Origin of the sequence: Leuconostoc pseudomesenteroides KCTC 3652, assembly GCF_014634745.1 — a bacterium.
Taxonomy (GTDB): domain Bacteria; phylum Bacillota; class Bacilli; order Lactobacillales; family Lactobacillaceae; genus Leuconostoc; species Leuconostoc pseudomesenteroides.
Genome location: NZ_BMBP01000007.1, coordinates 29,208 through 42,544, shown reverse-complemented (window position 1 = coordinate 42,544; position 13,337 = coordinate 29,208). Strand labels below are relative to the sequence as shown.

The following is a 13,337-nucleotide window of genomic DNA, read 5'->3' as shown; positions in this document are numbered from 1 at the left end:
AAAATGATATTTATGAAAGTGGGGATATTATGACACTTAAAAATTCATTAGCCAAAGCAACAGCTAAATCAGCATATTGGCTGTTACATGATGTTTTGCATCGCGGGGGTACAAGTTTGCCCGGCAAGCTCGCCGTGGCAATCGACCCAGATATTTTAAAAAGTATTCAACAAGACTTTGATTTGGTGATTGTAACTGGCACCAACGGAAAAACCTTGACCACAGCACTGATCACCCGTGTCCTAGAGGCTGGTGGTCACCAAGTGATTACTAATCCATCTGGTTCTAACATGATTCAAGGCATCACGGGCACACTGGTAACAAGTCGTGTGACATCAAACAATGGCAAGAAACCAATCGCGGTGCTAGAAGTTGATGAAGCCAATGTCGAAAAAGTCTCTAGCGCCATCAAACCAAGAATGTTTGTATTGACCAACATTTTCCGCGATCAAATGGACCGCTATGGTGAAATTTATACGACCTACGACAAAATTGTCGCAGGTATCCGAAACGCCCCACAAGCAGTGGTCTTGTCCAACGGTGATTCACCCATTTTCACGCGTGGTGATTTTCCAAATGAGCGTCTTTACTTCGGATTTAACCACGTGTCTCCTGAGGATTACCAACCAAGTAAAGCACCCACTAACACTGATGGCATTCTGTCACCAACCGATGATTCAGTACTACATTACGATTTCATCACTTATGCTAATTTAGGCAAATATTTCAGCGTAACCGATCAATTTGCACGACCTAACTTACGCTATCAAGTCACCGACGTCACCAAATTGACGCCAAAATATTCTGAATTTAGTATTGACAATACCCCTTTACGAATTGAAATTGGTGGTTTGTACAATATCTATAATGCGCTGGCTGCATTTGCCGTTGGTCGAGAATTTGAAGTGCCAGCCAGAGACATCAAAGCAGCTTTTGAATCCAATGCACAAATTTTTGGTCGCCAAGAAGCCATTAATGTTGACGGCAAGGACGTCACCATTGTCCTAATCAAAAATCCAGTTGGCACTAACTCAGTGATTGATATGATGCTGACTGAAAACGATGATTTTTCATTATTGGCACTACTTAACGCAAACTATGCCGATGGCATTGACACAAGTTGGATTTGGGATGCAGAGTTTGAAAAATTACATGAGTCACATTTAAAAGCCATCGCCACTGGTGGTGAGCGTTACCGTGACATGCAGGTTCGTCTCAAAATGGCTGGATTTGCTGACCAAAGTGTCTACGAGGATTTGACAAAAGTTGTTGATGCTATCAAGTCGCTACCCACACAAAAGGTTTACATTGCAGCCACTTATACTGCAATGTTACAATTACGCGAACAATTGCGTAGCGCTGGTTATATTAAAGGAGGATTCTAATGGCTGATTATACGATTGCCGTAGCCCATCTTTATGGCGACTTAATGAACACTTATGGCGATTATGGCAACATTATCGCGTTAACCTACTACGCCAAACAAATTGATGTAGATGTTGACTATCAATTAGTATCATTAGGCGATGATTTTGACGCTGACAAATATGATTTTGTTCTTTTCGGTGGTGGGCAAGATTACGAAGAAACAATCGTTGCCCATGATTTACAAGACAAGGCAATTCAAGTGAAACAATATATTGAAAATGACGGACCGTTATTGGCCGTTTGTGGTGGTTTCCAATTACTAGGTCACTATATGATGATGGCTGACGGTACAAAAGTTGACGGTATTGGTGTCATGGATCACTACACAACCAATATGCACGATCCTAAATTAACTGTGCGCAACAATGAACGTTTGACTGGCAACATTGTGATTAAAAATAACGAAACTGGTGAAGAATATCATGGGTTTGAAAACCACCAGGGCCGCACATTTCTAGGTGAAAGTGAACGTGCCTTAGGTACTATCGTTTCTGGAAATGGTAATAATGGTATGGATCAAACAGAAGGTGTAATTTACCGTAACGTTTACGGTTCCTACTTCCACGGCCCTATTTTTACCCGCAATGGCAATTTAGCAAAGCGCGTCTTAACCACTGCGTTAACGCGTAAATATCCAACCATTGACTGGCAATCAAAACTCAACGCTATTCCAACCGAAACATTTTAAAGCATACAAAAAGCGGCAATCATTGATTACCGCTTTTTGTATGCTTTAAAATATTTATTTTGTTGGTTCAACAAAGTGTGCAGCTAATAAGCGGCTTGCCATGAAAATAATCAAGCCAACAATAATACTTGAAACCGTAACATCACTCAACCAGTGAGCACCAATGCGCACACGACTCATTGCGGTCAATATTCCCATAGCAATCCCAAAAATCGTCATTTTCTTCTGAGCACTAATGTTGCCACGAGGAACAAAGAAAACCAAGAAGAGGAATAACCACCCAGACATGGTATGACCTGAGGGAAATGAGTTATGACCATTAATACCATTTAAATGATACCACGGGGTAAATTCACTCATCGTATTGCCGGCAACTGTCGTCATTTCATAAGGTCGAAAGCGTCCCCATAATGACTTCATTTCACCAATCGTCGTTTGCGCGATAAAGACCACTGCAATACCAACTAACGCCGCTGTGACCAAGTAACGAATGTCTGCATCGCTTTTACTTTGTAACCAATTATAAAAGAAGAATGACAGCACAACGGTTAAAACGACAGCCAGTCCCCAGCGCAAAACTTCGGGATAATTTTTCACCGCAGAAGTATTGTTTGCCACGCCCATTGGAATACCCTTAGATAAATTATTCAACATTGAATAAGTATAGCTCAACATATCTTGCAAAATAGCCAACATTTGATTAAACGCAAACGCTAGCGCACCAATCGTCATCACATAGCGCAAAACATCATCTTGTACCCGTCGCCAGATAGTCCACGCAATAATTTCAAATGCAGCAAACAATACAATGCCAGCGCCTTGGTCGGCATAGTTTTGAAAAACATTACCAAAAATTGAATTTTGGTCCATAACTGCATTAGTGACGTTCTTATCAAAAAATGTCGCCACCAAGAGACTCAGCACACCCACACCTAATAAAATTGTGAGTATTTTTTTCTCGCTGGCCGTCGTTTGAAAATCAGTATCTGTCGTGTCAAATGCCTTAATGTTGGCATCGTTGCCTGTTAATTGCATGGCTCAATCTCCTCATATCTGATAGTTTCAGTATAAGGGATTGATGTTATATTTCCGTCAAAATCTTGTAAACATGCCCTTGACGAAAATTAATTGACAGTCTGCTGATCTGGTATAGTAACAGTGATTGTCGTACCAACTTTTGGTGTGGAATCAATCGTGATATCACCATCATGCAATGTGACAATCTGTTTGACAATCGCCATACCAATGCCTGATTCACCCTTAGTTGACATACGGGACGGATCAGCCTTATAGTAACGCTCAAAAACATTGTCAACTTGTTCAGCTGTCATGCCAATGCCAGTATCTGCCACCTTAAAGATTGTGGCATTACCTTGGCGGGCCACTGACACCTTAATTTGTCCCCTCTGCGTGAATTGGATAGCATTATTGATCAAATTAAAAAGCACCTGCGTCAGTCTATCCTGATCGCCAAAAACCGTAGCTTGTTGATCACCTGAAATCTCAATAGTCGTCTCTTCATGGGCTGCTTTACTAGCTAACTGGTTGCTTAAATCACTAATCATTTTGTAAGCATCAATTTTTTGTTTTCGTAAGACAATTTTATTCGCCCTTAACTTTTCATAGTCAAGATTTTCTTCTACCAAACGAATGAGCCGTTGTGTCTCTTTTTGCATCAATGCATAAGCACGCGACTTTTCTTCTTCCGGAAAAACATCATAAGCCAATCCTTCTAGCAGACCTGACATAGTCGTCAGTGGTGTACGCATTTCATGCGAGGCATTAGCCATAAATTGCTTTCGTCGTTCCTCTTGCTCAATAATTTCATCACTTTGGGCGCGTAATGCTAATGATAAATTATTGATATCACCGGCTAAATGACCGAGTTCGTCTTTACCAGTTCGCTTTAGCTTGAGTTCATAATTACCTTCGGCCATTTGCTCTGTGGCTTGTTGCATATCTGTAATCACGTGTGACCAACGCCACGAAATAACAGCTGCTAATGACATTGCTAACGTACCACCTATCACCATGGCAGCAACCATTTCTTCTAACAACATTGTTGATTGCGCACTGCGTCCTACAATTTGGCGTGAAACACGAACCACACCTAGTTTTTCACCACCATACATCCAACCACGATACACTGATAGTTGTTCACCTGTTCGTGTTCGTTTAACTCGTGAGTCACCAGAAAAAGTTTCTTGCCAAAGTGTTTCACTAATCTTTTTAGGGCCAGTATTACCATAAACGCGCTTGTGGGTCTTGTTATCATAAATCGACACTTCAACACCTTGATCTGACATGACTTTTTTAGCAGTTTTAAATGCACTAGGATCTACATTTAATTTGTTGCCACTGTCATCTTCAGTATCAACCACCAATGAAAAAAAAGTCGTCGCGTAATTATTGAGATTACTGTATGTCTGTTCGTAAACAGAGTGAAACATAAATTGCGCAAATAAAAAACCAACAATGACAATCATCGTCATAAGGATGGCGAGAAAAGCGAGCATCTGTTGGTGCATAATTTTCATTCTGGTTCAACTCCTGAATCATCGAACTTATAACCGACTCCCCAAACTGTCTGAATAACTTGAGGTCCAGCTTTTTCAATTTTTTGACGTAACTTTTTCACATGAGCATCAACGGTACGTTCATCCCCAAAATATTCATAATCCCACACCATCTGCAACAATTGTTCTCGAGAAAACACTTGTCGAGGTTTAAGCGCTAGCGTCTTGAGTAATTCGAATTCCTTTGGTGTCAATGCTTTAACTGGTTTGCCATCCAAGAATGCCTCACGAGTATTCGAATTAAGTTGGAAATGTTCCGTTGTCACGTCAAATTTTTCGTGGGTCGGTTGGGAATTGATGGCCGCCTTTTCTGCACGGCGGGCAATCGCTTTAATACGAGCAATTAATGTAATCGGACTAAAGGGCTTGGTGACGTAATCATCAGCTCCCATTTCAAGACCTAATACCTGATCTGATTCACTGTCTCTTGCAGTTAACATGATTAGTGGCACGTTATCATTCATCTCACGTATTTTTGCCGCTACCTGCATGCCACCTAATCCCGGTAAATTGAGATCCAATGTAATTAAATCAAATGCGAAAGGATCTTCAGCGAATAGTACAACTGCTTGATTACCATCATAGCTGTATGTTGCTTGCCAACCTTCCTTTTTGAAAAACATGCTCATCATCTCGGATACAGATTTATTGTCTTCAATCATCAAAATTTTCATCGCAATTATCCTTAATTATTATCTTATATCTAAGATTATACGTCATGATAGCATTTTATGCACGTATATTCATACATGAACACCTATTTTTGTAGAAATTATGATTTTTTTTGGTCTGTTTCTTCATGTTTTTGTGCTTTGACCTTTTTAACTTCACGATGGTACCACCGTATAATCATAACTAAACCAACGGTTGAGATTGTCATTGCAATGACCACCCAAATAAAAAATAGCGTCCATTTTGTTTCCATTGACATGGTTATAGCCTCCTATAATGGTAAAAATTGTGCCTAAATAGCACATTTATGTACGTGATGCACCGGTCGAGACACCGATGCAGACCACATTACTCAGTTAAATGATAATAATATGTTGAAACAGAAATATCTTCTCGCGAAGCAAATGCCGTTCGTAAGCGTAAAGAGTTTTGGTTATGCAAAACGTTTTGCCAAGGCTTTTTAGGCACGAATTGTGGCACCAAAACAGTGACTGAATGATTGCGCTTTTTGGCTTGTTTTGCCACTGCGTCAACGAAGCTCAATGCTGGTTTGACAATGGAACGATACGACGAATGAATATCGACATATCTCACATCTGGAAAGTCCAACTTAAATTGTGTTGAAGTTTCCAGCTCTTTTTTTGGATTAACATCAAAACTAACATGCATAGCAACAACATAATCGCCAATTGATTGTGCATAATCAATCGCTTCAGTCGTCACCTTAGTAATATTTGACACCAATACAATTACCGTTGCGCCATCGTAATGATGACGAACGGCGTTATCATTTTTGGCATACTGGAGCCTCAACTGTTTACCAATGCTCAAATAATGATGTTTGATTTTTAGAAAAGTAAACATCACCACAGGCATAATCAACAAGTATGGCCAGACATGTTCAATTCTGGTGGCAAACAACGTTATCACCAAAACAGCTGAAATAAAGGCGCCAACAAAATTAATAACTGCTTTCAAAACCCAATTTTTTGGTTTTTTATGCCACCAGTGAATTATCATGCCTGATTGTGACAATGTAAATGGTACAAAGACACCAACAGCATACAGTGGAATCAAGGCATCCGTAGAACCATGAAAAATAAGCAATAAGATGATTGCCCCAAAAGATAATGACAAAATACCATTTGAATATCCTAAACGATCACCTTTATCCATGTAAAGATGTGGCAAATATTTATCACGCGCTAGGTTCAATGCCAACATCGGAAAAGCCGAAAATCCAGTATTCGCCGCAACAGCTAAAATCATCGCTGTCGCTAATTGCACAATATAGAAGCCAATATTTTGTCCCCCAAATGTTGTCATTGCAATCTGTGATAATACCGTTGAATGGGCATTAGGGTGGATGCCATACCAATAACTTAGAAAAGTAATACCACCAAAGAATGCTGCCAAAATTAATGCCATCAAAGCTAATGTTGATGCCGCGTGCTTCTCTTTAGGTACCTTAAAATTAGGTACCGCATTGGAAATTGCTTCAACTCCAGTTAAAGAAGATGACCCACTTGAAAAGGCACGCATGAACAAGACAAATGATAAGCCACTAAAGCTAGTCCCAATTTTAGCCGCAGCATGATAAGGCAACTGTCCAGTCACTGCTTGAAAAACACCCCAAGCAATCATAATCGCCAAAACCGTTATAAAAAAATAGACTGGAATCATTAAGAAATTGGCGCTCTCCCGAAGGCCACGCAAGTTCATACCAGTTAAAAGCAAAACCACAATAATCGACAGTGGTACCGTAAATGGTAGAATCGCAGGCACAGCTGCCGTAATTGCGTCTGCCGCTGCCGACGCTGAAACGGCAACCGTTAGCATATAGTCAACTAACAGTGAGCCACCAGCCACTAAACCAGCCTTAGATCCCCAATTTTCACTTGCCACAGCATATGCACCACCACCCGATGGGTAAGCGTGAATAATTTGTCGATAACTCATTACAATAGCCGCTAACAGCACCAAAACAAGCAATGCGATTGGTACCTGCAGCCACAGTGCAACCGCACCTGCAGCCAATAAGGCTGTTGTAATTGACTCTGTTCCATAAGCAACTGATGATAAAGCATCTGATGAAAGCAACGCCAAGGCTTTTGTCTTTGACAAAGACTGCCCACCCTCGTCCAACGTTTTTAATGGCTTTCCAATCAAGATGCGTTTGATATTTTGAAACATATCATAATCTCTCAATACATTTATTTATTACTCAACATATTCTACGCTACTTTTATGTATTAAAAAAGCCGTCAATATGACGACTTTGTAACAAACAACACACATTGTTAAACAACTTCAAGATGCAAATCGTTTTCTTTAGTGTGTCCTGTTTTGCGCAAGAAATAATAAAAGGTTAATGAAGCAACAACTGGTACAACAATACCAAAGACTGCCACTAACAGCAATCCGCGAGGGTCACTTGAGGCTAAAGCAATCGGTGCGATAAAGCCATTCAATCCTAATCCAGCAATGGCAAATGGAACTTTCAATCCGAAGATACCAACAGCTACCATCGCAGAAACTCCGGCAATCAAAGCTGGACCAAACATCAATAACGGACTCTTAAGCAAGTTTGGAAATTGCACTTTTGGCGTGACAATCGTTTGTGCAAAATTGGCACCCAAATCATTTTGCTTCCAACCCATTGCTGTATAAACGACAAACCCTGCAGTGGTACCAATTAATGCAGCACCACCAGATAGTGGATCAAGCATAACCGCAATTGCCAGCGCTGCAGAAGAAGCAGGTGTCATCAAAAACAAGAACCAAACAACTGAGACAACAAACGCACCCAAGAATGGATTGATTTTCATGGTTGAGGCAAGTGATTCTGATACCCAATTCAAGAATGGCGTTGTCACAGATGCAGTAGCTAAGCCAAAGAATGTACCAGCCAACACAGCACCAAATGGTACTAGCATCATGTCCAAAGGCGTTTTGCCTGTTAACCAATTACCGACAAGCACTGCCATCAAAGCAGCTAACACCGCAGAAATAGGTTGTCCAGACGTCATCACTAGTGAACCAGCGGCCTGATCTGCAGCCCATCCCGTAGCAGTATGGGTAGCTGGTGCAACTGCCGAAGTAAAGTAAACAGCGTTAGATCCAACAGTGGCCGCAATTAAGGCAGCACCAGTTGTGAGCAAATTTGAACGCATCGCAATTGCGATACCAACACCCAAAGCAGGTGCCAACATTTTTTGACCCATCAATCCAGCCTGTACTAATGGTGTGAAATGAAATGCGTTACCAAGCGATGCCATTAATAATCCCATACCCAAGACGGCAAGGATGGCGTGTGAAATGCCTTGTGAGACGTCATAAACAACTTCTCGAACAGTTCGCGGATTTGCTTTGCGATCACGTAATTTTTCAGTTTTGTCAGTCGCATGTGATGATTGCGTTTTTGATACTGTTGCGTCCATAATAATTCCCCTTTGGGCTTGTTGCCCTTGCTCCATTTTTTGCTCATAAGCTGCGCATCTTATGAAAAAACTCTAAGAAAAAAGGAGCGCTAGATATACTAGCGCTCCTTTAAGTTATACGACTCAAGTCGACAACTTCACGCCAGCCTTTTTATCAAAGGCTAGCATCACAAAGTGAACCAACCTTGAAGTCAAATAATAATGACGACAATGTTGATTTGAATGCTTTGTGTGAAGTTGTTTACACTGAGACGTTGCATGTAACATTTTTCCTTTAAGTTAATAAAATTATTATGACACCATTGTTTTAAAATGTCAATAGTCTAATTTAAAAAAGATAAATTTAATTTTAAAACAATAATTCGCTTATCCCCAAAGTTCATCTAAAATTTCTTTTACCAACTGTAATTTAGCCCATTGTTGTGCATCAGTCAAAATGTTCCCTTCTTCGGTTGACGCAAAGCCACACTGGGTTGATAACCAAAGCCGATCCAATGGCAAATATTTAGTCGCTTCGTGGATTCTTGCGATGATAGTTCCCTTATCTTCCAGTTCACCAGATTTTGTGGTGATTAATCCCAGCACAACCTGCTTGTCGCCAGATACTTTTGCCAACGGTGCAAAGCCACCCGCGCGTTCAGAATCATATTCGAGGAAGTAATTGGTTACATTTTCTTGACCAAATAACTCATCTGCTACATCATCATAGCCACCACTTGTTGCCCAATCAGAATGATAATTACCGCGACAAACGTGTGTATTAATGGTTAAATCGTCAGGCAAATCAGCAATCGCACCATTATTCAAATCAAGGTATAATCTTTTCAAATCATTAATATCAAATCCAGTTGCGGCATAGACATCCTTAAACTTTGGATCAACTAGCAACCCCCAAGTACAGTCGTCAAGCTGAACAGTTCGTGCACCAGCATTGTACAAAGCTAGTATTTCTTCATGGTAGACGCGTTTAATATCTTCAAACAATTCTTCATTACTATCATAATGTTCGGCAATGCGTTCCACATTAACGCCACGGCTCAGCTCACCATAGAATTGCGAGGGTGATGGAATCGTGATTTTAGCTGCCACACCAGCTTCATCTGCCAAAGCTTTGACGAATTTAAAGTGTTGGATAAATGGATGCGTATCCGCATTAAAACCTAATTTTCCCGTCAAACGCGCTGAATCATCACGCGTTTCTTCATGTGCAAAGAAATAGCCTTCGCCGTAATTAAAGCGTTCTACACCATCAAATCCCCAGAAATTGTCCAAATGCCAATAAGAACGACGAAACTCACCATCTGTGACGACATCTAAACCTGCCTCAACTTCTTTGTTCACAAGTTCTGTGATTGCTGCATTTTCGACACCTTCGAGTTCCTCAGCTGTGATATTACCTGCAGCAAACGATTGCCGTGCCTCCTTCAATGCTTCTGGTCTTAGAAATGAACCGACATGTTGGAATCCAATTTTTTGTAATGTTTGTGTTGTCATTATTATTCTCCTGTTGTTATCATGCAATATTTTTTGACATCAAATTAGTAAGCATTTACCCACTCATTTGAGCACCACTGCCTCGTAAAAACACTGCTGTCGCAACTTTATCTGCGTGTAAATACTGTATTTTTTGGTATCTAGTCATTGCGACTTCCTTTCTAATGACACACCGCGCTGCCTTTTCTAAATGCAACCATCAAAAAACCGCAGTCTAAATTAATAGACTGCGGGACGACTTGTCGTGTTACCACCCGGTGTTTATGTGCTGCTCACGCGAGCACACCTCAACATCAATCATCAATTGCTGAAAAACAATTAAGAATTGGCGCGGCTATAACGGGCGCACCCGAACAATGCTTGTGTTCATATCTAATGATCACTCACACTATTAATCACTCCAAGACCATATTCGTATTTTCTCACAATCCGCTCTCACCAAACGCGAACTCTCTTTATCTGATAGAATACTACTTATCTTTTCTACGTTAGAAATAATATATCTTATTTTAATTATTTTGTCAACTTATTTTCATTTAAATCTAAACAATTTTGCGTTCAAAGGCATCACTTGAAATGCCTTGCGCCAAAATAATTTTAGCCCATTCTTTGGCAGAATGAAGACTGTGGTCTTTAAAGTTCCCACAGCTTTCAATTTCAGCGGCTGGTACTTCAGTCACTTCATCACTGACAATTTTTTCCAAAACCTTTTTGAAAACCTTAGCCAATGTTTCAGAATCATAGTTTACCCACGAAATAACATGGAAACCAGTGCGGCAACCAAATGGCGAAATATCAATAATACCATCAATTTCATCACGTACTAGACCCGCAAAAAGATGCTCTAAAGTATGTAACCCACCAGTTTCAATGGCTGTTTCGTTAGGTTGCGTGAGGCGCAAATCATAGTTGGTAATACTGCCACCATTGGGACCGGCTTGTGTTTCAATCACACGCACATAAGGCGCTTTAACTTTTGTATGATCTAAGGTAAAACTTTCAACAACTGTTTCTGACATTATTTCACTCCTTTAAAATACGATAGTGGCTTAACCACTTCAGTTTTTGTACCATGATATTTGTCGGTGATGTATTTTTGTGACGCTTTATCACGGTATAGCGTTAACAACTTTTGATACGTCTTATTGCCTTTATTTTTAGCTGCTGTTGCTAAAATATTGACATTTGCGCGGGTGTGATTATTGATGTGTTCATAGTAAATGGCATCCTTTAAAACATTTAATCCAGCAGCTTGTGAAACCGAATTAGATATCAATACAGCATCGACGCCATTGTCATTTAGTAGCCGCCCACCGGTTGTATCATCAATTTCTTTAAATTTGAAATGGTGCGGGTTAGATGTTACTTTTTCCAAACCATCTAAAGCGCCAAAATTAGACGCAATTTTAATCAAACCAGCATCGGCTAATAATTTTAACCCACGCGCTTCATCTGCTTGGTCCTTGGCAATCGCAATCGTTGCCCCATCCGGAATATCTTTTACCGACTTATATTTACCAGAATAAATACCCAGCGGTTCCAAATAAGTTGTTCCAATTGCAACTAACTTTCCATCTTTACTGTCTTGATTAAATGCTTGAAAGTAGCTATATGACTGAAAAGCGTTAACATCTACTTGCCCCTCCGCGGTTGCTTTGTTAAGCGTCAAGCCATCTGTAAACTCTTTGACTTTGATGTTTAATTTTAAGCGTTTGGCAGCATCACTTTTCGCTAAATGTCGCCAAATATCGGCGTCACTGGTGACTGAACCAATTGTAATGGTGTTAGTTGATGCCCTTTTTGAGGCCTTTGCATATGTCACACCACCCACAATAATGACCAAAACGGCCAATATCACAAACCAAGTTTTTTTGCCCATACCATCTCCTTATTTAGTCTAATTAAGCTAATTCTGCATCCGCAATCCGCTTAATCAAGTCAAGTTTGCGCCACTGATCAGGAATTGTCAAAATATTTCCTTCTTCAGTGGACGAAAAACCACATTGTGTTGACAATGCTAATTGCTTTTTAGGTACAAATCTGGCAGCTTCGTTAATCCGTGCCACCACATCGTCAACATTTTCTAAATCCGCAGATTTAGACGTCAACAAACCTAGCACAATTTCCACATTGTCTCGTCCGTTATAAATGGTCGTCAAAGGTTCAAAATCACCGGAACGATCATTATCATATTCCAAGAAAAAAGCGTCATAGTTTAGTTGGCCCAAATATTTAGCCACCGGTTCATAGCCACCCTCAAATAAATAAGTTGACTTAAAGTTACCACGACAAATGTGCGTCGATAATTTAAGATCATCAGGTAGCCCTGCTAGTGCTTTATTAATGACATAGACATCATCTTCAGCAGTCTTAACAAATTGTGCGTGTTGTTCTGGATTTTCTGCACTCGCATTGAGTTGTGAAATCAAATATGCCCAAGTTGTATCATCGAGTTGAATATAACGGGCGCCCAAATCATAAAAATGTTGTAACGTGTCATGATAAGCTTGTGCCAAATCATCTAAAAAGGCTTCCCATGTATCATAATACTTTGACCACAAATCAGAACGGTGATCACGATTGATGATTAAACTAGGTGATGGAATCGTCTGTTTAGGTTCCACACCGTCTGGCACGATTGATTTCAAATATTGAAAATCTTTAAAGAATGGATGATCCAAATTAGCATGGACCTTACCATTGATACGTACGTTAGTAGACCGTGTTTTTTCACCATGAAATTTGTAAGAATCTGCTTGATCATAAAATTCAAAACCACCCAATTGACCCAAGAAATCCAAATGCCACCATGAACGATTAAATTCACCGTCAGTCACTGCCAATAGACCAGCTTCTACTTGCTTAGTTACTAACTTTTTAATTTCTGTCTGTTGTACCTCGCGCAATGCATCAGCTGTGATTTCACCATCAGCGTACTGTTCACGTGCCTCTTTCAAGTTTTTGGGACGCAAATACGAACCTACTTGGTCAAAATGATAGTTTAATTTTCCTGCAGTTGTCATGTTTTCTCTCCTTCTA

At 40.2% G+C, this 13,337-nt stretch carries 12 protein-coding genes and 1 other annotated feature; of the genes, 2 read left to right on the top strand and 10 right to left on the bottom strand.

Annotated elements, in window-relative coordinates; translation table 11 throughout:
- The first annotated feature begins 29 nt into the window (after positions 1 to 29).
- Positions 30 to 1,385 (top strand): Mur ligase family protein, encoded by a 1,356-nt coding sequence (locus tag IEU65_RS07465; RefSeq protein WP_010278107.1) that lies wholly within the window; start codon positions 30 to 32, stop codon positions 1,383 to 1,385.
- The gene (locus tag IEU65_RS07460; RefSeq protein ID WP_010278109.1) at positions 1,385 to 2,116 is read left to right on the top strand and encodes a type 1 glutamine amidotransferase; all 732 of its coding nucleotides are present in this window, start codon (positions 1,385 to 1,387) and stop codon (positions 2,114 to 2,116) included. Before IEU65_RS07465 ends, IEU65_RS07460 begins: the two co-directional genes overlap by 1 nt.
- Positions 2,117 to 2,170: 54 nt before the next feature.
- Here the strand turns inward: IEU65_RS07460 and IEU65_RS07455 are convergent, their stop codons facing one another.
- The 10 genes from IEU65_RS07455 to IEU65_RS07410 form a co-directional block, all read right to left on the bottom strand.
- A complete protein-coding gene (locus IEU65_RS07455; RefSeq protein WP_010278111.1) occupies positions 2,171 to 3,151 on the bottom strand; it encodes a phosphatase PAP2 family protein in 981 nt (326 codons plus the stop codon).
- Between the two features lie 89 nt (positions 3,152 to 3,240).
- Complete coding sequence (locus IEU65_RS07450; protein WP_010278113.1) at positions 3,241 to 4,653, bottom strand: sensor histidine kinase; 1,413 nt, start codon at positions 4,651 to 4,653, stop codon at positions 3,241 to 3,243.
- Positions 4,650 to 5,366, bottom strand: coding sequence for a response regulator transcription factor (locus tag IEU65_RS07445; RefSeq protein WP_010278116.1), 717 nt, complete (start codon positions 5,364 to 5,366; stop codon positions 4,650 to 4,652). The genes IEU65_RS07450 and IEU65_RS07445 overlap by 4 nt, the downstream gene beginning before the upstream one ends.
- A gap of 98 nt (positions 5,367 to 5,464) precedes the next feature.
- Positions 5,465 to 5,617 (bottom strand): hypothetical protein, encoded by a 153-nt coding sequence (locus IEU65_RS07440; RefSeq protein ID WP_188352242.1) that lies wholly within the window; start codon positions 5,615 to 5,617, stop codon positions 5,465 to 5,467.
- 95 nt (positions 5,618 to 5,712) lie between these two features.
- Positions 5,713 to 7,557: a potassium transporter KimA gene (gene kimA, locus IEU65_RS07435; protein WP_010278122.1), complete on the bottom strand. Its 1,845-nt coding sequence runs from the start codon at positions 7,555 to 7,557 to the stop codon at positions 5,713 to 5,715.
- Positions 7,558 to 7,664: 107 nt separating this feature from the next.
- Entirely contained in the window at positions 7,665 to 8,804 is a 1,140-nt protein-coding gene (locus IEU65_RS07430; RefSeq protein WP_010278125.1) for a PTS sugar transporter subunit IIC, read from the bottom strand.
- Positions 8,805 to 9,170: 366 nt separating this feature from the next.
- Positions 9,171 to 10,298, bottom strand: a complete 1,128-nt coding sequence (locus tag IEU65_RS07425) for a 5-methyltetrahydropteroyltriglutamate--homocysteine S-methyltransferase (protein ID WP_010278128.1) — start codon at positions 10,296 to 10,298, stop codon at positions 9,171 to 9,173.
- Positions 10,299 to 10,525: 227 nt separating this feature from the next.
- Positions 10,526 to 10,793: a binding site (T-box leader), on the bottom strand.
- Positions 10,794 to 10,840: 47 nt separating this feature from the next.
- Complete coding sequence (locus tag IEU65_RS07420; protein WP_010278132.1) at positions 10,841 to 11,317, bottom strand: S-ribosylhomocysteine lyase; 477 nt, start codon at positions 11,315 to 11,317, stop codon at positions 10,841 to 10,843.
- Entirely contained in the window at positions 11,317 to 12,177 is an 861-nt protein-coding gene (locus tag IEU65_RS07415; RefSeq protein WP_010278134.1) for a MetQ/NlpA family ABC transporter substrate-binding protein, read from the bottom strand. Before IEU65_RS07415 ends, IEU65_RS07420 begins: the two co-directional genes overlap by 1 nt.
- Before the next feature lie 22 nt (positions 12,178 to 12,199).
- Positions 12,200 to 13,321 carry a vitamin B12 independent methionine synthase gene (locus IEU65_RS07410; RefSeq protein WP_010278136.1) on the bottom strand — a complete coding sequence of 374 codons (1,122 nt, stop codon included), beginning with the start codon at positions 13,319 to 13,321 and terminating at the stop codon, positions 12,200 to 12,202.
- Positions 13,322 to 13,337 lie beyond the last annotated feature (16 nt).